Below are 21818 nucleotides of genomic sequence, written 5' to 3' on the forward strand. Positions count from 1 at the left end.
GTGTTCCTCTCACTTCGTTGTGGGATGGGGTTCTCGGACGTTCGCGGTCGCTACATGGCCTCGACCTTCGGCATGATCTCCTCCTTGAGGCGCTTGAGGTCGTCCAGCGTCTTGGCGACCGGCACGTCCGCGAACGGCGGCCATAGCATCGGCATCGTCAGGCCGGCTTCCCGGTAGCGCTTGAGCATGTCGGTGATCTGCGCGGCGGAGCCGGCCAGGAGGTTGGTGCCCTTGCCCATCGGGGTCTGGTCCATGTCCTGGTCGGTGATGACGAACCAGATCATGCTGCTGATCTCGAGGTCGTCGATCGAGCGGGAGGTGTCGAGCTCGTCCAGCTCGCGCTGGATCTCGCCGCGCCACCGCTGGATGTCCTCGGGCGAGTCCTGGATGCCGATCCAGCCGTCGAGGCCGTACTTGGCGACGCGGCTCGCCGCGCGCTTGGGGTCCTTCAGGCCGCTGAAGTAGATCGGCGGGTGCGGCTGCTGCAGCGGCTTGGCCCCGAACCCGCACGGCTCGAAGTCGGCGAACTCGCCGTGGTACTCGAAGACCTCGTTGTTCCAGATGCCCTGGATCACCTCGATCGTCTCGCGCACGTGCTTGTTGCGCTTGGGGAAGATGTGCGAGGCACTGGAGGCGGCGAACTCCTCGGGCATCCAGCCCGCGCCGAGCGCGACGTTGAGCCTGCCGCCCGACAGGTGGTCGATGGTGCCCAGCTCGGCGGCGAGCACACCCGGCGCGCGGTAGGGCGTGTCGATGACGCTCATGCCGATGCGGACCTTCGACGTTTTCGCGGCGAGCCACGGGATCAGCGGCATGCCCTGGAACCACTGCCCCCGCGAGGACACCGGCAGCCCCTTGGGAAAGCCCTCGATCATGCCGAAGGCGTACTGCATCTCCTGCCGGTCCGACGATTCGGGCACGACGATGCGGTCCAGCGTCCAGACGGAGTCGAAGTCGAGGTCCTCGGCGAGGGCGGTGAGGTCCTCGAGTTCCTGAACGGTCACCTTTTCGCGGAAGTTGGGCAGGTACAGGGCGAGCTTCACGATGCGGCCTCCTTGCAGCGGCGTGAACGGGTGGCGCCTCAGCGGGTGCTGAGCCGGGAACGGATCTCGGTCTTGAGGACCTTGCCGACGGTCGAGCGGGGCAGATCGGGCCAGATCTCGATCTGCTTGGGCGCCTTGACGCCGCCGATGCGGGCTTTGACGAACGCGGTCAGCTCGTCGAGGTCGATCTCGGCGCCGGGCTGGAGCTGGACCACCGCGGTGACCCGTTCGCCCCACTTCTCGTCGGGCAGGCCGACCACGGCGCAGTCGCGCACGGCGTCGTGGGCCATCAGCGCCTGCTCGACCTCGGCGGAGTAGACGTTGAAGCCGCCGGTGATGACCATGTCCTTGGCGCGGTCGACGATGTGCAGGTAGCCGTCCGCGTCGAGGTAGCCGATGTCGCCGGTGTGGTGCCAGCCGTGGGCGGAGACCTCCGCGGTCGCGTCCGGGTTGCGGTAGTAGCCGGCCATCACCAGTGAGCCGCGGACGCAGATCTCGCCCCGCTCGCCGCGTGGCACGGGCGCGCCGTGCTGGTCGAGGATCGCGACGGTGACCAGCGGCGACGGCCTGCCCGCGGAGGACAGCCGGGCGGTGTTGATGGTGCCGTCGGCGTTGCGGTGCTCGGCGGGCGACATCGTCGAGATCATCATCGGGGCCTCGGACTGGCCGAACAGCTGCGCCATCGGCCCGATGCGGTCGAGGGCTTCGGCGAGCCGGGCCGCGGACATCGGCGCGGCGCCGTACCAGAAGCACTGCAGCGACGACAGGTCCGTCCCGTCGAGCGCCGGGTGGCCGAGGACCATGTAGATCAGCGTGGGCGGCAGGAAGGTGTGGGTGACGCGGTGGCGCTCGATGAGGTCGAGGAACCGGCCGACGTCGGGTTTGGCCATGATCACGACTTCGCCGCCGAGGGCGAGCACCGGGAAGCACAGGACGCCGGCCGCGTGGGTCAGCGGCGCCAGTGCCAGGTACACCGGGCGGCCGTCGAACGGGTAGCTCATCAGCGTGATCGCCGACATCGCCTCCAGGTTGCGGTCGGTGAGCATCACGCCCTTGGGGCGTCCGGTGGTGCCGCCGGTGCCGACCAGCGCCACGACATCCCCGGGCGGCGCCGCTTCGGCTGACGGGTCGTCGCGGGCGGCGTCGAGCCAGGTGTCGAAGCCCGCGGCGAGGTCGTCGCCGTCGCCCAGCCGGACGAGCGTGGTCAGCTTCGGCAGGCTGGGCGCGATCGCGGCGACCAGGTCGTCGAAGGCCGGCTGGTAGATCAGCGCCGAGCAGTCGAACAGGTCGAGCAGCTCCGCGTTCTCCGCCGCCGCGTTGCGCGGGTTGATCGGGCACCACACCGCGCCGGCCCGGGCGATGCCGAACACGCAGCCGAAGGCGGTCGGATCGTTGGCCGAGAGGATGCCGACCTTGTCCCCCGGCGCGACGCCCGAGCGGCGCAGTGCCCTGGCGACGGCGTGCGACAGGCCGGCGACCTCGCCGTAGGTCAGGGACTTCCCGTCGAGCGTCAGGCAGGGTGCGTGCGGGTCGAGGGAAGCGCCTTTGTCCAGGTAGAAGGTCAGGGACACCGTTGTCTCCGTCGGTCGCGGGGCGCGGGGAAGGGGCGGATCGGAAGTGACGGCCACCACGTCGGCGACCTGCCAGGACTGTTTCTCATCTTTGGACGCTTGTCAAGATTTCTTTGGACGGTTGGTTAAGAAAACGCTCGATGGGTATCGTCGTGGCGTGAGCAGCTCAGCAGCCGCGCGGCGGCGACCCCGCGTCGACAAGTTCGAGGACCGTCGGCGAGAACTGGCGGACGCGGCGCTGGCGACACTGGCGGACTTCGGGTACGCGCGGACGAGCCTGCGCACGATCGCCGACAACACCGAGTTCTCGCACGGGCTGCTGCACTACTACTTCGCGGACAAGATCGAGCTGATCACCTACTGCGTGCGGCGCTACAAGACGTCGTGCGTGCAGCGCTACGAGAACCTGCTGGCCGAGGCGTCCACCCTCGACGGCCTGGCCGCCGCCTGCGGGGACGGGCTGGCCGCGACGCTCGCCGAGGCGCCGCTGATGCACCGGCTTTGGTACGACCTGCGCACGCAGTCGATGTTCGAGGAGGCGTTCCGGGACGACGTCGCGGAGATCGACGGCAGCCTGCAGAACATGATCTGGCGGGTGGTGTGCGCGTACGCCGACCTGGGCGGCATGGAGCCGGCCTGCTCCCCCTCGCAGGCCTACGCCCTGTTCGACGGGCTGTTCCAGCAGGCGCTGCTGCGGCACCTGGCCGGTTCGGAGACCGCGCTGGAGGACCTCCGCGCGGGGGCCCGCGACCTGCTGCCACGCCTGTTCGCCTGAGCCGTCCGACAGGGGGCTGATGGAGGGGTCACCCCCACCCCTATGGTTGGTTGGCGACCAATGAGATGCCCATTTGGTTACCCGGCAGCGTGCCACCCGCCGGGCTGGTGCTGCGCGGTTTCGATCGAGTGGCATCGAGCGCACAGGCCTCGACCGTGCTTCGGGGCGTTCGGATCGAGTCCGCGGAGCACCAGCTCGTGACGGCCCAAGGGCCGGTGGTCTGCGTGCTTGGACCAGTCGCGCCGCACAGCGGGCAGATCGGATGCTCGGCGAGTACCGCTTTGTGTACACAGGATGGGTGTTCGCGCAGGTGGTGCGCAATCAGGCGTGGACCATGGGCGTGTCACTCCGGTGGAGCGCTCATCGCGGCCCGCGCCTTCGCGACAAATTCCTGGTCGACTGTGGCCGGCGCGAGCTGGGGGGTGCTCGCCGTCCGCGTAGTCGTTGACAGGTATGGCAGTGGCGCACGTGGCACGGCCGAAGTTGACGACCATTGCCACCTTGTCGTTGCCGACGTTCAGGATGTAGCCAGTCTTGCCTCAGTACGTGATCACGGCTGCTGCATCGCCGGGCGTCGCTCCATCGAAAGCGGATAACAACGACTTGCCCGGGAGTAGTTCGAGGCCTGCGAGCGGACATACGTGCTCGGTTCGGTTACGCTCACTCCTTCTTTCCCGTGGCGGTCGCCGGACTTGACGGTCGGTCGTTGTCGACCGTTACCGTGGAACGCTGCGTCGATACTGATTACCATACATCTAGCCCCCCTTGATGTTGCAAATCAAGGGGGGCTAGACTATCGTCATGGTCAAGGAGATGCGATACCGGGACGTCAAGCGGGCACTGCTTGACCAGGACTGCATCCACAAGACCACGAAGGGCAGCCACGAGAAGTGGGTGTGCCCGTGCGGCCAGCACCAGGTCATCATCCCAAACCACCGGGTCGTCTCCCCAGGCGTCATCCGAGACGCCGTCGCCAAACTCACCTGCCTGCCGAAGGGATGGTTGCAGTGACGAAGACCTACAACGTCACCGCCAAGCGCTGGGCGCGAGGCTGGGAACTCCACATCGACGGTGTCGGAGTCACCCAGACCGGCACCTTGTCGGCGGCTGATGCCACAGCCCGCGAGTACATCGCTCTCGCCCTCGACATCGACGACGAGAGCTCCTTCGACGTGCACGTCGTCCCCCAGCTGGATGCGGCACTGGCCGAACAGGTGAAGAAGGCCCGCGAGCAGGTCAGGGAAGCGGAACGGCTTCAGCGTGAAGCTGCAACCCGCCAGCGCGACGTCGCCCGCAAGCTCCGCAGCGGTGGACTGTCAGGACGCGAGATCGCGAAACTGCTCGATGTGTCCGCACAACGGGTCAGCCAACTCATCGGTCGGCAGGCACCCAAGGGCGCAGTCGCCGGCTCGACCACTCGGGTCAAGAAGGCGGCTGCGCGCACCCGCTGATCTTCGTCAGTCACCGCGCTCATCCTGTCGGATGAAGGGGGCGTGGCGGACGATGTCGCTGGTGGCCTGCAGGAGGCCCAGCTTAGTGAAGTGGTCGGTGTCCTCGGTCGAGGCGATGTGGATGCTGGAATCGCCGGTGTCCATGTTCTTGGAGCGGACGATGAGAACGGCGCCAGTGACGAACGCGCCGTCCTTCACGCTCGCCGCGGCGATCAACTCCTTGACCTGCTCGGGTGTCACATGGGCGCCACTCCTCGCGGGTAGCCCGGGTGATCGGCGTGGATCGCCATGAGTGCGTTGACTGCGAACGTGAGCCCTTCGGCGTAGCCGCCTCTCTGCGTGCTCGTGCTCGTCGAGGATGCGCCGCTTGGCGTCCACCTCGGCCAGCGCACGCGCTGGGTTGAAGCGGGCGCGCTGCCCGGGGCTGCCGGGCCGGGCGGGTTCACGAGCCCGGTCACGGTGTGGGCCGCGGGTCTGACCGGATCGGCACTCTCGCCCGCCGGGCGTCCCGCCGACCCGCGCCCTGCTCCCGCGCCTGTTCGCCTGAGCGCGCTGCCTGGAGCCGACCGAAGCCAGGCGGGTTCACCCAGCTCGGCCACGGTGCGGACGCTACGGGTCCAGCCGGATCGGCACTCTCGCTCGCCGGCGTCTCGCCGACCACGCCGCGAGCAGCGGTCCGGCCGCGGTCGATCAGCAATAGAAGGCAGCCCCGCGGCGGTCTCGCCGCGAGGCTGCCGCGCGTCGCCGTACCGGGGTCAGCGCCGGGCGAGCTCGAAACGCTTGCCCAGCCAGCTCGCGATCTCCGCGGCGGCCAGCTCGTTGCCCGTGGGTTCGCCCTCGGCGATCGGGCCGCCGAAGTGCAGGCCGCGCACCACAGCGGTGCTCAGGTCCGCCGCGCCGAGCGCTCCGATCATCCGGCGCGAATCGGCCGGGAACGCGGCCTGGTCGCCGGTGAGCTCGATGAACAGGGTCGGGACGGTCACCCCGGGCGCGCACCGGACGAAGTCGGCGTTGGAGCTGATCCCGGACCACGTCGACAGCCACGCTTCCGGAGTCGTGAGCCTGCCGAAGCCGGCCTGGCCGTAGTTGATGAGATCGGGCCGTTTGCCGAACAGCGAGCCGTACGGGCGCTCGCTGGGATCGAGGGAGAGGTCGACGGTGCGCGGGTCAGCGTCGGTGCGGTACACAGTGATGATCCGGGGCGCCAGCGAGCGGCGGCGGTCCACGGCGCGGCCACCGGCCTTGAACGCGGCGCGCGCCTCGGCGGCACGAGCCAGGTGGTGGCGGGCGACCGCGTCGATGCGCGCGACGCGGTCGCGCTGGGCCGCCCGGTACCGCTGGAGGAACTCCTCCCCGTAGGCGGAACTGGCCGGCGGCTCGGCGAATCCGTTGGCGGGGTCGAAGGGGTCGAGCTCGGGCACGACGGACAGCGGGTCGGACTCGTCGGCGACCGACGGGTCGATGCAGGCCAGCAGGAGCCTGCCCTGCCCGGGGTGCGGGGCGAGGAAGACGACGCCGTCGGCGAGCGGCATGGTCGCGTCGGCGAGCCGGGTGGGGCGGCCACCGGGAGTGGTGGCGATACGCGCGCCCGGTGCGAGTGCGGCCTGCTCCAGGTAGAACGCGTAGAGCGTGCCGCCGCCGGAGTGTCCAAGTAGGACGATCGAGTCGAACTCCCGCTCCCGCAGGAAGACCAGCCCCGCGGCGACGTCCAGCAACGCCTGCTCGTGCACCAGGGTCAGGTCGTTGTTGACCGAGCGGGTGTGCTGGGTCCACACCGCGGCCCCGGCGCCCAGCAGCAACGGGACGAGCGGGTGGTGGGTGACGTCCTGGCGCGGGTGCATGAGGCACACGACGGTGCGTGCGCCGGGCACCGTGGTCAGCACGCCGCGCACGGTGGCGCCGTCAGTGGTGGTCAGCTCGTGCACGGTGGTGACGGCCGAGGCCGGCCGCTCCCCCGCGGCCAGGTAGCGGCCGGCGCCGAGCCGGGAAGCGCTTTCCGTCACGCCGGCTCCACCCGCAGCGCGTCCTTGTCGTGCTGGGTGATGCGGCTGTCACGGGCGACCCCGCCGACGGCGGAGTACCAGACCGCGTGGCGGCAGCCGGTGGCCCGGCGGTCGACCACGATCGCGCCCGCCGCGCTGATCTCGAAGTAGGGCCCGATCCGGCCGACGGTCACCGCCGGGTCCTCGGCGGCGACCTTCGCCACCGGCGTGTTCTCCGGGACGTCGAGGATGTAGAGCGTCGTCATCGGCCGCTCTCCTGCGCGAGTTCCCAGTCCGCGGCCCGCTCGACGATGAGTTCCGCCTTGCGCGCCAGCAGCTTGCCGAAGGTCGGCTCGGGCTCGCTCACCACGTCGATCAACGCGTCGATGGTGAGGTTCGCGTCCAGGTCCTCCTGCGGCGTCACCGGCCGCATGGCGCGGGTGATCTCGAACATGTAGCCGTTCGGGTCGTGGGTGTAGATCGACTCGATCGTCTCGTGCTGGATCTGCATCTCCACCGGCCAGTCGCTGGCGTCCAGGCGCCGCCGGTACTCCAGCAGGTCCTCCTCGTCGTCGACGTGGATCGCCAGGTGGCGGGACCGGACGAAGAACTCCGGCACGTCGGCGCCGAACCGGGCGTAGACGTCGCCCTTCGCGCCCGGCTCGCCGCCGATCTCGTGGCCGGTGCCGAAGTAGTAGAAGAACGCGATGCGGTCGTCGTTGCCGATGTCGAAGAAGAAGTGGATGAAGTCCGGGTGGTCCTCCGGGCCCCAGCCCGCCGCGCAGATGGAATGCACGACCGGGAAGCCCAGGACGTCCCGGTAGAACCGCACCGTCGCGGCCGGGTCGAACGTCGGGAACGCGACGTGGTCGACCCCCCGCACGCGATGGTCCAGCTCCGTCATGGCCAGCCTCCTGCCTGAGTGGAATGCGTCTTACCGCACCGACGTTACGCCTCCGTTGACGAATGAGTCAACAGTTTGACTGATGCGAAGAACAGAGGCGGGACGCGGACATGACGAAGCCGGCCGGAGCAGCGTCCGGCCGGCCAACGGCATTGCAAGACGGAGCGCACCCGTCACAGCGGCGACGGCCGCGCGCGGGAGTCAGCCCTTGAGGAGGCGTTCCAGGTGGTCGAGGTCCTGGCGGAGCATCTTCAGCGCGGCCTCGGGCCCCTCGCCGTCGAGGGTGTGGTGGTCGGGGCGCCGCAGTGCGGCGAGCGCCATCTCGGCGAGCTGCTCGGTCACGGCCTCGACGTCGTCGCGGCCATCGGGGTGGAACCACCAGGCCACCCAGTTGCACATGCCCAGCACGCCCAGCGCGGCGACGCGGGCGTCGACCGGCCGGAACTGCCCGGCCCGGATCCCGTCCTCGACGACCTCGGCGATCGTCTTCAGCACGGCGCGGCGGCTGTCGTCGTAGGCCACGGTCAGTTCGTCCGGGAGCTCGGCCTCCGAGCGGATGAGCAGCCGGAACCGCGCCGGCTGCGTCGCACGGCGGCGCACGATGATCTCGACCAGGGCGCGGAGCTGGCCTGCCGGGTCGAGGTCGGTGTGCGCGACCAGTTCCTTGAGCTCGTTCATCGGGCCGTCGGTGACTTCCGTGACCAGCTTGGCGAGCAGTTCGTCCTTGCTCTTGACGTAGTAGTAGAGGGCCGGACGGGTGATGCCGATCGCGTCCGCGATGTCCTGCAGGCTCGTTCCGGCGAACCCGCGCTCGGCGAAGAGCCGGGTGGCCTGTTCGTACATCTCGTTCTCGACGAGCTCGCGGCGGGCGGTGCTGGCGCGTGCCGGCTTGCCGCTGTCCGCCGCGCCGTCGCGCCGGGCCCGCGAGGATGACGACTCGGCCTTCCGCCGCGCGGGCGTTCGCCGCGAACCACTGGTCATGGCGGCCATTGTAGGGGAGCCGGGCCGGGCGCCGGGTTCATCGCGCCGCCGCCTGCTCCGCCGCCAGGAGGCGGCCCGCGCCGGGCAGCGCGGTCGGCAAACCGAGGTGGCGCAACAGGGTGAACGCACCGGCCGTGGCCGCGGAGAGGACGGGGATCCCGAACTCCGCCTCGGCGGGGCCGATCAGGTCCAGCGACGGCATCTGCACGCAGGCGGAGATGACGAGCGCGTCGGCGCCGGACAGGTCCAGGCCGCGCGCGGCCGCCATCACCCGCTCGCCCGGGATGCAGCCGACCTCGGCGTTGTCCCCCACTTCGAGCGCGGCCCAGTCGAGCACTTCGAGGCCCTCGGATTCCAGGTAGGACACGACCTGCTCGGCCAGCGGGCGCAGGTACGGGGTGACCAGGGCGATGCGGCGGGCGCCGAGGGCGGCGAGCCCTTCGACGAGCGCGCCGGCGCTGGACAGCACCACCGGCCGGTGGCCGGCGTTCGCGAACTGTTCGGTCACCGCGGCCTCGGTGCGCCGGTGCTCGCCGTGCCCTTGCGCCATGAGCGCGACGAGGCAGGCGTAGAGCACCGCGTCCACGCCCGCGTCGGACAGTTCGTCGACGCACCGTTCGCGTTGCGCGTTCATCGCCCGCAGCTCCTCCGGGGACACCTTGTGCATCCGCATCCGGCTGGAGTGGAAGGAGAACCGCGCGCCGGGGTGACGACCGAGCAGTGCGGGAACCTCCGTCTCCACGGTGACGTTGGAGCTGGGCACGACGAGCCCGATGCGGTGGGTGGTCACGGATTTCCTCCTGAGGTGGTTGCGGGGGCGGTGCTGCGCGGCCGCCCGGTCTCGGCGCGTTCGGCGGCGACCTTGCGGGCGATGTCGGCGTGCAGGCGTTTCTTGTCCATCTTCCCGACCAGGGTGCGGGGGATTTCGGCGATCAGCTCGATGCGTTCGGGCCACTTGAACTTCGCGACCTGCAGGGCGGCGAAGTGGTCCTGGACGTCGCGCAGGGTGAGCGGCTCGCCCGGCACGACGAGGTAGGCGCACGTGCGCTCGCCCAGGCGCGGGTCCGGCATGGCGACCACGGCCGCGGCGGTGATCCGGGGGTGGCGGAGCAGCAACGACTCCACCTCCTCGGCGTTGATCTTCTCGCCGCCCCGGTTGATCAGATCCTTGATCCGGCCTTCGATCGTGAGGTACCGCTCCCCGTCGATCTCCCGGATCACGGCGAGGTCCCCGGTGCGGTAGAAGCCATCGGAGGTGAACGCCGTCGCGTTGTGCCGGGGTGCGTCGAAGTAGCCGCGGAGGGTGTATGGGCCGCGGCAGCAGAGTTCGCCGATCTCCCCGTCCGGGACTTCGGTCTCGGTGCCGGGTTCGAGGATCCGGACTTCGTCCATTGGGGACAGTGGGGTGCCGACGGTCTCCGCGCGGGCTTCGCGCGGAGCGCCCGGGCGCGTGGTGATGAAGAGTCCTTCGCCCATGCCGAACAGCTGCCCCGACCACAGGCCGCGGCGTTCCAGTCCGTCGAAGAGCGCGGGCGGCACCTTCGTGCCGGACAACACCACCTGGGTCACCGATTTCGTCGCCGCCGCGAAGCCGGGCAGGCCCGCCGCCTTGAAGTGCCCGTGCCCGAGCAGGACGTGCGTGACCCGCTCCTGCGCCATCAGCGGGAACGAGACCTCCGGGTCGGCGGTGCCGAGAACCAGGCACGCGCCGACGCTGTGCGGGCCGTGGACCGCGCACACGATGCCGGCGTTGTGGATGATGGGGATCAGGTGGGCCACCCGGGTGTCCGGGCTCCAGCCCCAGGAACGCGCGTAGGCCAGGGCGTTGTACCAGTATTCGGCGTGCAGCCGCGGGATCACCTTCGGCACCCCGGTGGTGCCGCCGGAGAGCTGGAAGACCGCGACGTCGTCGGGATCGATGCCGCGCTGAATCTGCTCCACCGTCGCGCGGGCGGCCCGCGGATCGACGCCGGCGCCGAGCGACTCGATCGCGACGCCCGCGGCGCCGGCGGAATCGCCCAGCACCAGCACGTGACGCAGTGTGGGGTGGTCGCGCTGCTGCTCGACGGCGAAGCCGACCAGGTCGAACCCGCGGTTGTCCGCCTCCACCAGGTGGGCGACGGCGCCGACCCGCCTGCTGATCTCGCCGATCTCGTGGCCGCGGTGCGCGGCCAGGGTGCACACCGGAACCAGCCCGGCCTTGAGCACCCCGTACCAGGCGAGGATCGCCCCGAGCCGGTTCGAGACCTGGAACAGCACCGGATCACCGGGCGCCAGGCCCAGCCCGGCCAGGCCCGCCGCGAGGAGGTCGGTGCGCTCGTCCAGTTCCCGGAAGGTCACCCGCCCGTCGAGCGCGACGACCGCGTCGCGCTCCGGATGGGCCACCGCGACCGCGTGCAGCTCGTCCGCGATCGTGGCCGTGCCCCACAGGCCCGCCTCCCGGTACCGGCGCACCACGTCCCCGGGGTAGGTGACGAGCCGCTCGCCCCACCGGCTTGTCCTCATGCCGCCTCCTCGGTGAACGAGATCAGGTCGCACCGCCCGCTGATCAGGCCGGCCGCGAGGTCGCCGCGCGAGCTCGGCGGACCGTCCACGACCACCAGCCCGCCCGCTTCAGTGCGGACCCGTTCGGCCAGATCGAGCCGGGTCAGCACGGCGAGCCGGTCGGCGGGGCCGGCGAACCGGAAACCGTCGGCCCCGTCCCGTCGAGCTTGACGCGCCCGCGCGACGACGGCATCTCCGGCGTCGTCCCAGGGATCGGCGACCGCGTCGGCGAACGTCGTGAGCGCCAGGCCCTCGGGAACGGCCGGGAGAACGCGTCGCGGGAACTCGGCCTCCCCGTGCCGCAGGGGCTGGTCCAGCACCCAGTCGACGAGGTCCCGGGCCGGGGGTGCCGAGTTCGCGTACTGCTCGGCCGCGGCGGCGACGACCTCCGGGCTGGTGGCGGCGAAGCGGTCGAGCGGGACGTTGCCCGCTCTGGTCATGTAGGCGACCATCAGCCGCTCGACCGGGATGTGCAGCCGCGACGGGAACGACTCCCACCACAGCTGGCTCCGCCGGGCCAGCTCCTGCATCCGCTCCACGTCCGGGCGGCGGGACGCCTCGTAGCGCGCGAACGCCGCCGCCGCATCGGGTTCGCCGGCCAGCGCTTCGACCAGTCCGATCGCGTCCTCCATCGCGAGCTTGGTGCCCGAGCCGATGGAGAAGTGGGCGGTGTGCGCGGCGTCCCCGAGCAACACGACCCGCCCGGACGACCATCGCTTGCACCGCACGGTGCGGAACCGCGTCCAGCGGGTCCGGTTGCCGATCAGCGAGTGCCCGCGCAGCTGCGTGGCGAACACCTGCTCCAGGTACCGCAACGAGGTGGTGTCCGACGCGTCGGGCGGTGTCGCGTCCGTGGACCGGTCGAACCCGGCGCGCCGCCACGTCTCCTCGTCGGTTTCGATCAGGAACGTGCTGTGGCCGCTCGAGTAGGGATAGGCGTGGGTCACGAACACGCCGTGCTCCGTGCCCACCGGGGCGAACATCGCGTCCGGCAGCGCGAACTCCGCGCCGCACCACAGGTAGAGCCCGCGGCCGACCTCGATGTCCTCGCCGAAACCGCCGGTGCTCCGGGTGGCGCTGCTGACCCCGTCGGCGGCGACGACGATGTCCGCGTCGAGCTCGTCGGCCGCGCGCCGGGCGCCGTATTCGATGCGCACCCCCGCCTTCTCGGCGTGCCGCCGGAGCACGGCGAGCAGTTCGGTGCGGGCGATACCGATCAGCCGGTCGTTGCGCACCCGCGCGCTCCGGTCCCGGACGGTCATCGTCATGTCGTGCCGGTGGCCGGCGGCCAGGATGTCGCGCAGGGTGTCCGCGTCGGCCGCCTCGAGCCTGCGTTGGGTGCCGGCCGCCAGTCCCACCCCGAAGCCGAACGTCTTGTCGGGCTCGCCCTGCTCGTGCACGACCACCTCGCACGAGGGCTGGGCCAGCTTCAGCAGACGCGCGGCGTAGAGACCGCCCGGGCCCCCGCCGAGCACCGCGGCGCGGCGTACTTGCATCCCGACCTCCAGGTTGTGACGGCACTTCCGCTCGTTGACTTAGGCGTAGAGTATTCGACGTACACGACGACAAGTCAAGCGACGGCGAGCTTGACTTCAAACACAGGCGTTTAATAGTCTACGTTGCCGTAACCACTCGTGGAGCCTGGGCGTGCCCACCTCGTCGGTGCCCCCGCGGTCTCAATCCACGCAAAGGAGCGTGAGTCATGGCGTATGTCATCGGCGTGGACGTGGGCGGTACGTTCACCGACGCCGTTCTCGACGACGACGCGGGCACAGTCCTCGCGGCCAAGTCGCCGTCCACCCCGCCGGACTACTCCCGGGGTGTTCTCGATGTGCTGGAGCTGCTCGCCGAGCAGCTGGGCAAGCCGCTGAAGGAGATGCTCGCCGACACCCACCACATCGCGCACGGCACCACGTCGTCGCTGAACGCGCTGGTCATGGGGAACGTGCCACCGGTCGGCTTCCTCACCACCAAGGGGCACCGGGACTCGATCTTCATCATGAACGTCGAGGGCCGCTACCTCGGCCGGTCCCCGCACGAACTGCAGAACGTGCTGGGACAGGCGAAGGACCACACGCTGCTGCCGAAACGCCTCGCGCTCGAGGTGACCGAGCGCATCGACCGCGACGGCAACGTCGTGGTCGGCCTCGACGAGGACGAGGCCCGCTCCGCGATCCGCGCGCTGCTCGCCGACGGCGTGCGGGCGATCGCCGTGTCGCTGTTGTGGTCGTTCCGCAACCCGGTCCACGAACGGCGGCTGCGGGAACTGGTCGCCGAGGAGGACCCCGGCGTCTTCGTCGCGTTGTCGAGCGAAGTCAGCCCCCGCATCCGGGAGTTCGCCCGCAACGCCACCACGATCATGAGCACCCAGATCGGCCCCGGGCTGCGGGACTACCTCACCACGCTGGAGGACACCCTTCGCGCGAACGACCTCGCCGGCCCGCTCCTGGTGATGCAGAGCAACGGCGGCGCGGTCGCGGCCAAGGAGGCCCCGGCCACCGCGATCAGCACCGTCGGCTCCGTGCTGACCGGCGGTGTCGTCGGCTCGGTGGCGCTCGGGCGCCAGCTCGGGCACCGCAACATCATCTCCACCGACGTCGGGGGCACGACCTTCCTCGCCGGGCTGGTCGTGGACGGCGAACCGGTGCGCGACACCACGACCGTGATCAACCACCACCCGATCAACGTGCCCACGCTGCGGGTGGACGCGATCGGTTCCGGTGGTGGCGCGATCGCCTGGCTCGACGCCGGCGGCAACCTCCGCATCGGGCCGCGCAGCGCGCAAGCCGTGCCCGGCCCGGCCTGCTACGGCAACGGCGGCACCGAACCGACCAACACCGACGCGAACCTGGTGCTGGGCATCCTGCCCGAGCGCGGCCTGCTCGGCGGGCGCAAACCCCTCTCGCTCGAGCTGGCCAGGCAGGCCATCGACACCCAGATCGCCAAACCGCTCGGGCTCTCGGTCGAGGAGGCCGCGGCCGCGATCTACACCGTGCAGAACGCCCAGACCGGCGACCTGCTGCGCAAGACCGTCGTCGAGGCCGGTCACGACCCGCGCGAGTTCGTGCTGTACGCCTTCGGCGGCGCCGGTCCCGCGCACTGCGCCGGCTACGCCGCCGAGGTCGGGGTCGACGAAGTGGTGGTCCCGCTGGGCCCGGTCGCCTCCGCGTTCTCCGCCTACGGCCTCGCGTCCTCGGACATCGCGCTCGCCGCCGAGCTGTCCGATCCCGCCGTCGTGCCGTTCGACCCGGAGCGGGCCGAACAGAACTTCCGGGACCTGGAAAAGCAGGTTCGCGAAGGGCTGGACCGCCAGGGGGTGCGGTTCGACACCGTCGAGGTCCACCGCGAGATCGACATGCGCTACTCCATGCAGCTCGCGGAGGTCACCACCCCGGTCGCGGCCGGACCGCTGGACATGGCCGCGATCGAGGAAGCCGCGGCGGCGTTCGAGGAGCGCTACGCCGCGCTCTACGGCAAGGACGCCGGGTTCCGGGAGGCCGGCATCCAGGCCATCACCTTCCGGGTCCGGGGAATCGGCGTGCTGCCGTTCTCGCCGGAGCTGCCCGCGATCCCCGCCGCCGCCTCACCGGACCCGGCCGGGGCGCGGGTGGGGCACCGCCCGGTCTGCCTTGACGCCGCCACCGGCTACGTGGACACGCCCGTCTACGACTACCGCGAACTGCGTGCCGGGCACCAGCTCGCCGGCCCCGCCATCGTCGAGGTCCCGACCACCACCGTCGTCGTGCCGGACGGCACCACCGGCACGGTGGACTCGCTCGGCAACCTGATCATCCGCCGCACCTCCGCCAGGAGCGCCTCATGAGCATGCCCATCCCCGGTTCCGAGGTCTTCGCGAGCCGCCCGGCCGACCCCGCCGAACTGCAGCGGTCGCTGCCCACCACCCTGCCCACGCACACCGTCACCCAGGAGCAGATCGACGCGCTCGACCCGCTCACCTACGAGGTCGTGCGCCACCGGCTCTGGTCGGTCACCGACGAGATGGGCGAGGCGCTCAAGCGCATGTCCGGCTCGCCGATCGTGACCGACGCCAACGACTTCGACTTCGCCATCTCCGACGAACTCGGCCAGGAAGTCCAGGTCGGCCTGTACAACACGATGCTCGTCGGCGCGGTCGACCTGGCCATCTACTGGACGCTGCGCAACCGCGCCACCAACCCCGGCATCGCCGAGGGCGACATGTTCCTCACCAACGACCCGTGGGTCGGCGGCGGGCTGCACCAGAACGACGTGATGGTGTACCAGCCCGTTTTCCACGACGGCAAGCTGTTCGCCTGGACCAGCGCGATCTGCCACGAACCGGACCTGGGCGGCGTCGGGCTCGGCTCCTTCTCCCCCGCCGCGCAGGACGTGTTCTCCGAATCCCTGCCCACCCCGCCGGTCAAGGTGGTGCGCGACTTCCAGTTGCAACGCGACGTCGCCGACCTGTGGGTCCGGCGCTCCCGGGTGCCCATGCTCGTCGCACTCGACCTGCGCGCCAAGGTCGGCGCCAACAACGTCGGCCGGGAACGGCTGCACGCGCTGATCGAGCAGTACGGCGCCGACACGGTCAAGGCCGTCATGAAGCGGATGATGGCCGACGCCGAGTCCCGGCTGCGCGGCAAGCTCGCCGCCCTGCCCGACGGCAGCTGGACCGCGACGGGCTACCAGGACCAGTCCCACGAGGGCGACCGCGGCCTGCACAAGATCACCGTGACCACCACCAAGACCGGCGATCACCTCACGTTCGACTTCACCGGCACCGACCCGCAGTCGGGCGTCGTGAACTGCACCTACGCCGGGATGCGCGGCGGCGTCATGCTCGCCCTCCTCCCCGTGCTGGCCGGCGACATCCCGTGGTCGGCAGGCGGGCTCATGCGCTGCTTCGACCTGATCACCGAGGAAGGCACGCTCAACAACGCGACCTACCCCGCCGCCGTCGGACGGGGCCCCATCGGCCCGGCCTGGCTCACCGGCAACCTCGTCGCCGAATGCCTGGCGCAGATGCTCGACCGCGACCTCGAACTCGGCAAGAACGTCCAGGCGACCTGTTGCGGCACCTGGGACACCGCGGTCATCGCGGGACTCGACGAGCGCGGCGAGCAACCCGCGCCGTTCCTCAACATCATCATGGAGCCGATGTCCGGCGGGTACGGCGCGCGGCCGCACGCCGACGGCATCGACACCGGCGGGCTCTTCTGCATCCCGATGGGCCGCATCCCCGACGTGGAGATGACCGAGTTCCTCTACCCGGTGCTGGCCCTGTGGCGGCGTGAGGTCCCGGACTCGGGCGGACCGGGGCGGCACCGCGGCGGGGTCGGGGCGTCGATCGCCATCACCCCGCACGGAACCAGCATCCCCATGGGACTCGTCCTCGCCTCCAACGGCAAGGCGGTGTCCCAGAACGGCGGTCTCGCCGGCGGGCACCCCGGCAACACCGGGCTCGACGTGCTGGCCCGGCACAGCCGCGTCACCGATCTCCTCGCCGCCGGGCGGATGCCCAGCGAGCTGTCCGAGATCAGCGAGCACCTCGAACCGGCGCAGAACTACGCGTCCAGCCACCTCGCGCCGGGTGAGGTGTTCGTGATGACCTGGCAGGGCGGCGGAGGCTACGGCGACCCGCTGAACCGGGATCCCGAGGCGGTCGCCCGCGATCTCCGGGAACAGAAGATCACCGCCGGCGCCGCCCGGTCCGTCTACGGCGTCGTCGTCGAGAACGGCACCGTGGACGAGGCGGCGACCGCGGCTGAACGCGACCGCCTGCGGGCGGCGCGACGGCAACGCTCGCGGGTCCTTCGCGTGCCCAGCGGCCGCAAGACCGGCGCGACCTCGGTGAAGCGCCTCGACGACAACCTCGTCGAGGTGACCGACGGGGCGCGGGCCGCGGTGGCGTGCCGCCACTGCCAGGAGATCCTCGGCGAGGGCGACGACCTCGCCCTCGCGGTCTACGAAGGGCCGGCCACCGACGCCGGGCCGCAGATCATCGCGAACGCCGCGGACTACGTGGACGCTCCGGTGGTCTTCCGGCAGTACTGCTGCCCGTCCTGCTGGACGGCGCTGTACTCGGCGGTCGTGCCCGCAGGCCACGCCACGCCGCCGCTCGCCGGGCTGATCGCGACCCCGGCAGCGTGAGGCGCGCGCGGCCGGGTGGAGGTCGACCGTCCATCCGGCCGCGCACGATCAGTTGAACAGCCCGATAGCCCAGCGCCCCACACGATCAGGGCCGCCGGTATCCCGGAGGCGCTCGCAGAGCACGGGCCATCCCGCTCGCCGCGGTTGTGGCCACGATGATCCCTCCACACCGCGCGGCCGGAATGTGGGCACCTGGCGAGACCGAACGTTCTCCCCGTACACTCGGGGTGATCGGAAGGCAGGTGACAGGGTGTCGGAAGCACGTTCCCGGCTGCTCGGGACGGCCAGCCGGCTCTTCTACGCGGAGGGGCTGCACTCGGTCGGCATCGACCGGATCGTCGCCGAGGCCAAGGTGACCCGCGCGACGCTGTACCGGCACTTCCCCAGCAAGGACGATCTGGTCGTCGCCTACCTCACCGCCGCGGACGAGCTGATCCGCGCCCAGATCGAATCGGTGCGCCAGGCCGGGCACTCCCCCGCCGACACCGTGCGCGCGGTCGCCGGGACCATCGCCGACAGCATCCGTTCGGATGGGTTTCGCGGGTGCGCCTTCCTCAACGCCGCCGCCGAGTACCCCGCGCCCGACCACCCGGTCCACCGCGCCGTCCTGACCCACCGGCAGTGGTTCCTCGACACGATCACCGAGCTGATGGCCGCCACCGGCGAATCCGAACCCGAGCCGCACGCCAGGCACTTCGTCATGCTGCGCGACGGCGCCATGGCCGCCGGCTGCCTCGCCGACCCGGAAGCGGTCTGCGAAACCTTCCTCCTCGGCGTCGAAGGAATCCTCAAGTACCGCGACGCCTCCGTGGTGGACCAGGCTACGGTCACGACCCGCCGACGCCGCCGCCCGGCGCGGGCGTCAACCTGAGGACTGCCCGCCCGGACCGGCCTGCCGGAGGTCCCGCGTGCCCGCCGCCGGCTTCGGCAGCCAAAGGCTGAGCGAAACTCCCCGGACGTACCCGCCAGCCCTCACACGGAACCCGACCTCGGCAGCCAAACGCCGAGCGGAACTCCCCGAACGCGCCCGCCAAACCCCCACACGGAACCCCGCCTCGGCAGCCGAAAGGCTGAGCAGAACCTCCCGGACGCGTCCGCCAGACCTTCACACGGAAACCCGGCCTCGGCAGCCAAACGCTGAGCGAAACGCCCCGAACGCGCCCGCCAGACTCCCAGGCGAAGCGTCGCTCAGCGCTCGTCGATCCGGATCGTGTGCATCGCGGCCTCCTCGGCCGACGCGCCGGCTCCGTCGACGCCGATGTCGCGCGCGTAGAGGTCCACCTCCGCCTCACCGTCGGCCAGCGCGATCAACCGGCCGGTCCGCGCGTCGCCGACCTCGTCGTCCAGCAGTTCGCCGTCCGTGTCGTACGTGTCGCCGAGGCCGTCACCCTCATCGGATTCGGACTCGGCCACCTCGCGCGCCAGCCGCTCGGACAGCCCCTCGCCCGTCGCCTCCTCGCGCGCCGTCGTGCCCCAGCCCTGCGAGGCCCACGGCCGTTCCGCCGCCGAGTAGCCCTCGTCCAGCGGGTCGTCCGGCCCCCTGGTGTCCAATGTGTCCGACGCGTCCAGTTGCTCGTAGACGTCGTCGTCGATCTCGTCGCGGTCCATGGTGCGCTCCCGTTCGTGCAAGCCTGCGCACAGCATCGCACGAACGGGAGCGCGGGCATCAGGGCGTCAGGATCGCGCGGCCCCGGATGCGACCCGCGTCGAGGTCGTCGATCGCGTCCTGGAACCGCTCCAGCGGGTACTTCGTGGTGTGCAGCCGCACCTTCCCCTGCGCCGCGAGCACCATCAGCTCGCACAGGTCGGTGTAGGAACCGACCAGGTTGCCGATGAAGTTGATCTCCGTGGAGATGATGTCGATCGTCGGCACGTCGATGTTCTCGCCGTACCCGACCACGTGGTAGTCGCCCGCCCGGCGCAGCATCCCGACCCCGTCGCGCGTCGCGCCGCCCTCGCCGACGAAGTCCAGCACCACCTCGGCCCCCGCGCCGCCGGTCAGGTCCAGCACCTCCTCCACCTGCCGCCCCTCGGCGACGACCCCGTGGTCCGCGCCGATCGACACGGCCAGCTTCACCGCGTCCGGGTTGCGGTCGACCACGATCAGCTCGGCCGCGGTGAGCGCCTTGAGCACCTGGATGCCGATGTGCCCGAGCCCGCCCGCGCCGATCACCACGCACCGGTTCCCCGGCCGCAACCGCCGCGCCGCCTTGGCCGCCGCGTGGTAGGCGGTGAGCCCGGCGTCGGCCAGCGCGGCGACGTCGGCCGGCTCCAGCGAGTCGTCGATGCGCACCACGCTGCGCGCCGAGGTCTTCAGGTACTCGGCGTACCCGCCGTGCGTGTCGATGCCCGGGAACGCGCTCGCCGAGCAGTGCACGTCGTCCCCGGACCGGCACGCGGCGCACAGCCCGCAGGTGATCAGCGGGTGCACGATGACCTTGTCGCCCTCCGCGACGTTGGTGACCGCGCTGCCGACGGCGTGCACCCAGCCGGCGTTCTCGTGGCCGATCGTGTAGGGCAGGGTGACGCCGGACTTCTCCGCCCACTGCCCTTCCAGGATGTGGATGTCGGTGCGGCACACCCCGGCGCCGCCGATCTTCACGACGACGTCCCAGGGCCCGGTGACCTCCGGCTCCGGCACCTCGGTCATCCGCAGGTTCTCGTGGTAGCCCACGACCTGTACTGCCTTCACGACACCTTCTCCTTCACGGGTGACTGGTCCGCCGCCGACTCCGGGTAACGCGTCCGGAGCAGGCCGCGGCAGAAATGGGCGTTGCCGTCGATCGAAATGCGGATGGACCGCGCGAACTGCAGCCGCAGCGGCACTTCCTCGCGCGGGTAGCGGTTGCCGTCGTCGTCGACGAGCGCGAACGCCGACGGCTCGGTGCTCAGGCCGAGCGCCTCGCGGCGGCGCAGCAGCGCGGTCGTCGCCGGGCCGGGCGGCAGATCGCCGAGGACGACGTCGTGCAGCTCGTCCTCGGGCAGGCCCGCCCGCAACATCGCGGTGAGCACGCGTTCCATCGCCGCGGTGTGCGCCTTGCGGCGGAACGTGGCGCGCAGCTCCGCCAGGCTCTCCTCGGCCTCGTGCCCGAAGGTGCCGCGGTAGCCGGCGTCCGCGGCGAGCCCGCGGTTGATCAGGTCCGAGTCGTGGTGGTCGTCGAGGAACACCGCGACCTCGCCGATGCCCGGAAGCGCGGACAACGCGTCCTTGGCGTCGGAGGCCATCAGGTAGGCGAAGTTCGGCGAGCAGAACGACGTCGGCAGCCGCAGGTGCACGGTCACGGCGGATCCGGACACCTCCAGGGACCGCACGAACCCGAGGTCGGTGATGGGTTCGTCCAGCTCGGGGTCGATCACGGTGTCCAGCGCGCGGCGGGCCTGTGCTTCGGTGACCATCACGCCACCGCCACGGCCTGCGGCTCCTCACGCGGGAGCTGCAGCTCGGCGGGGACCGGGATGTCGTACATCGCGGCCGCGTTGAGCCCGAGGATCTTCTTCTTCTGCGCGGTGGTCAGCGGTGCGTACTCGGTCATGTCCTCCGGGATCTGGAAGTCGACGAACCGCTCGACCAGCCACCGCGGCGTCCAGAGCGCGTAGTCGCTGGAGAACTGGATGCGGTTCTCGTCCAGCCAGTACAGCAGTTCGCCGATGATCTGCGCGAAGTACCGCGGCCGGGTGTGGATGAACGGGATCGCGACGGCGAGTCCGGCGTGGACGTTGGGCTCCTGCGTGGCGATCCAGCAGAAGTCCTCCAGCCGCGGCAGGCCGCAGTGCTCGACGACGAAGTTCAGGTCGGGGAAGTCGGTGGCGACCTTGTCGATGTCGGCGACGTCGAAGGCGTCCCGGTCCAGCGGCCGGATCGTCGGTCCCTTGTGGACGTGGATGTTGCGGATGCCCAGTTCCTGCGCGGCTTCCAGGTACTTGTAGGACCAGGGATCGTCCAGTTTGTATCCGCGGGAATCGCCCTGCCATTCGGCGGTGTAGAGCTTGACGCCCTTGAGGCCGAACCGTTCCGTGTCGCGGCGCAGCTGGTCCAGCCCGGCCTGCTCGAAGCGCGGGTCCCAGAAGTGGTTGTAGGTCAGCTTGTCCGGGTGGGCCTGGGCGAGCGCGAAGGCCTCCTCGGTCTGGCCGAAGCCGCGCTCGTAGAAGGCGCCCAGGTGGGCGGGCTGGAAGATGGCGTGGTCGACGTAGCCGTCTTCGAACAGGTCCTTCATCAGCCGCGCGCCGCCCTGGTAGAGGTAGTCCTCGTAGGGCCACACCTCGGACTCCGGGCTGAGGTTGCGGTGGTAGTCGTAGAAGCAGTCGATGAACTGCTTGCCGTGGATGTTGCGCTGGTTCTCCGGGCGGGCGTCCCACAGCGCGATGTGGGCGTCGACGATGAAGTAGTTCTCGCCGTCCTTGGTGTACATCAGTCCGGGTCCTTCCGACGTGGCGACCG

At 70.7% G+C, this 21818-nt stretch carries 20 protein-coding genes; 6 read left to right on the forward strand and 14 right to left on the reverse strand.

The window, feature by feature from the left end; genetic code table 11:
- Positions 1-50: 50 nt before the first annotated feature.
- Together L2C96_RS24885 and L2C96_RS24890 are read right to left on the reverse strand one after the other, a co-directional pair.
- Positions 51-1043: an LLM class flavin-dependent oxidoreductase gene (locus L2C96_RS24885; RefSeq protein ID WP_237338003.1), complete on the reverse strand. Its 993-nt coding sequence runs from the start codon at positions 1041-1043 to the stop codon at positions 51-53.
- Positions 1044-1081: 38 nt separating this feature from the next.
- Positions 1082-2614, reverse strand: a complete 1533-nt coding sequence (locus L2C96_RS24890) for an acyl-CoA synthetase (protein WP_237338004.1) — start codon at positions 2612-2614, stop codon at positions 1082-1084.
- Positions 2615-2771: 157 nt separating this feature from the next.
- Between L2C96_RS24890 and L2C96_RS24895 the strand changes: the two genes are divergently transcribed.
- The 3 genes from L2C96_RS24895 (at position 2772) to L2C96_RS24905 (ending at position 4840) form a co-directional block, all read left to right on the forward strand.
- A complete protein-coding gene (locus L2C96_RS24895; protein WP_237338005.1) occupies positions 2772-3389 on the forward strand; it encodes a TetR family transcriptional regulator in 618 nt (205 codons plus the stop codon).
- Between the two features lie 801 nt (positions 3390-4190).
- Complete coding sequence (locus L2C96_RS24900) at positions 4191-4400, forward strand: type II toxin-antitoxin system HicA family toxin (RefSeq protein WP_237338006.1); 210 nt, start codon at positions 4191-4193, stop codon at positions 4398-4400.
- Positions 4388-4840 carry a hypothetical protein gene (locus L2C96_RS24905; RefSeq protein ID WP_237338007.1) on the forward strand — a complete coding sequence of 151 codons (453 nt, stop codon included), beginning with the start codon at positions 4388-4390 and terminating at the stop codon, positions 4838-4840. The genes L2C96_RS24900 and L2C96_RS24905 overlap by 13 nt, the downstream gene beginning before the upstream one ends.
- A gap of 6 nt (positions 4841-4846) precedes the next feature.
- Here the strand turns inward: L2C96_RS24905 and L2C96_RS24910 are convergent, their stop codons facing one another.
- The 8 genes from L2C96_RS24910 to L2C96_RS24945 all read right to left on the reverse strand — a co-directional run bounded on the left by L2C96_RS24910 (position 4847) and on the right by L2C96_RS24945 (position 12747).
- Complete coding sequence (locus L2C96_RS24910; protein WP_237338008.1) at positions 4847-5080, reverse strand: hypothetical protein; 234 nt, start codon at positions 5078-5080, stop codon at positions 4847-4849.
- Positions 5081-5595: 515 nt separating this feature from the next.
- Positions 5596-6843, reverse strand: coding sequence for an alpha/beta fold hydrolase (locus L2C96_RS24915; protein WP_237338009.1), 1248 nt, complete (start codon positions 6841-6843; stop codon positions 5596-5598).
- Positions 6840-7088: a hypothetical protein gene (locus tag L2C96_RS24920; RefSeq protein WP_020416130.1), complete on the reverse strand. Its 249-nt coding sequence runs from the start codon at positions 7086-7088 to the stop codon at positions 6840-6842. The genes L2C96_RS24915 and L2C96_RS24920 overlap by 4 nt, the downstream gene beginning before the upstream one ends.
- A complete protein-coding gene (locus L2C96_RS24925) occupies positions 7085-7726 on the reverse strand; it encodes a VOC family protein (protein WP_237338010.1) in 642 nt (213 codons plus the stop codon). The genes L2C96_RS24920 and L2C96_RS24925 overlap by 4 nt, the downstream gene beginning before the upstream one ends.
- 201 nt (positions 7727-7927) lie before the next feature.
- Positions 7928-8707: a TetR/AcrR family transcriptional regulator gene (locus L2C96_RS24930; RefSeq protein ID WP_308191179.1), complete on the reverse strand. Its 780-nt coding sequence runs from the start codon at positions 8705-8707 to the stop codon at positions 7928-7930.
- A gap of 37 nt (positions 8708-8744) precedes the next feature.
- Positions 8745-9497 (reverse strand): maleate cis-trans isomerase family protein, encoded by a 753-nt coding sequence (locus tag L2C96_RS24935; protein WP_237338012.1) that lies wholly within the window; start codon positions 9495-9497, stop codon positions 8745-8747.
- Positions 9494-11212, reverse strand: a complete 1719-nt coding sequence (locus L2C96_RS24940) for a (2,3-dihydroxybenzoyl)adenylate synthase (protein WP_237338013.1) — start codon at positions 11210-11212, stop codon at positions 9494-9496. The genes L2C96_RS24935 and L2C96_RS24940 overlap by 4 nt, the downstream gene beginning before the upstream one ends.
- Entirely contained in the window at positions 11209-12747 is a 1539-nt protein-coding gene (locus L2C96_RS24945; RefSeq protein WP_237338014.1) for an FAD-dependent monooxygenase, read from the reverse strand. The genes L2C96_RS24940 and L2C96_RS24945 overlap by 4 nt, the downstream gene beginning before the upstream one ends.
- A gap of 206 nt (positions 12748-12953) precedes the next feature.
- Here L2C96_RS24945 and L2C96_RS24950 point away from each other — a divergent pair, with 206 nt between their 5' ends.
- The 3 genes from L2C96_RS24950 (at position 12954) to L2C96_RS24960 (ending at position 18251) form a co-directional block, all read left to right on the forward strand.
- On the forward strand, positions 12954-15074 hold the full coding sequence (locus L2C96_RS24950; protein ID WP_020416136.1) for a hydantoinase/oxoprolinase family protein: 2121 nt from the start codon (positions 12954-12956) through the stop codon (positions 15072-15074).
- Positions 15071-17380: a hydantoinase B/oxoprolinase family protein gene (locus L2C96_RS24955; protein WP_237338015.1), complete on the forward strand. Its 2310-nt coding sequence runs from the start codon at positions 15071-15073 to the stop codon at positions 17378-17380. The genes L2C96_RS24950 and L2C96_RS24955 overlap by 4 nt, the downstream gene beginning before the upstream one ends.
- Before the next feature lie 250 nt (positions 17381-17630).
- A complete protein-coding gene (locus L2C96_RS24960) occupies positions 17631-18251 on the forward strand; it encodes a TetR/AcrR family transcriptional regulator (protein WP_237338016.1) in 621 nt (206 codons plus the stop codon).
- 317 nt (positions 18252-18568) lie between these two features.
- On the opposite strand, the gene L2C96_RS24965 is transcribed toward L2C96_RS24960, so the two are convergent.
- From L2C96_RS24965 to L2C96_RS24980, 4 genes are read right to left on the reverse strand one after another with little or no spacing between them, the layout of a single operon-like run.
- Entirely contained in the window at positions 18569-18988 is a 420-nt protein-coding gene (locus L2C96_RS24965; RefSeq protein WP_020416139.1) for a DUF5709 domain-containing protein, read from the reverse strand.
- 58 nt (positions 18989-19046) lie between these two features.
- Positions 19047-20072, reverse strand: a complete 1026-nt coding sequence (locus L2C96_RS24970; RefSeq protein ID WP_237338017.1) for an NAD(P)-dependent alcohol dehydrogenase — start codon at positions 20070-20072, stop codon at positions 19047-19049.
- Positions 20069-20776 (reverse strand): iron-sulfur cluster assembly protein, encoded by a 708-nt coding sequence (locus tag L2C96_RS24975; RefSeq protein ID WP_237338018.1) that lies wholly within the window; start codon positions 20774-20776, stop codon positions 20069-20071. Before L2C96_RS24975 ends, L2C96_RS24970 begins: the two co-directional genes overlap by 4 nt.
- Positions 20776-21789: an amidohydrolase family protein gene (locus tag L2C96_RS24980; RefSeq protein ID WP_237338019.1), complete on the reverse strand. Its 1014-nt coding sequence runs from the start codon at positions 21787-21789 to the stop codon at positions 20776-20778. The genes L2C96_RS24975 and L2C96_RS24980 overlap by 1 nt, the downstream gene beginning before the upstream one ends.
- Positions 21790-21818: the final 29 nt, after the last annotated feature.

This window comes from Amycolatopsis tucumanensis (assembly GCF_021654135.1).
Classification (GTDB): Bacteria; Actinomycetota; Actinomycetes; order Mycobacteriales; family Pseudonocardiaceae; genus Amycolatopsis_E; species Amycolatopsis_E tucumanensis.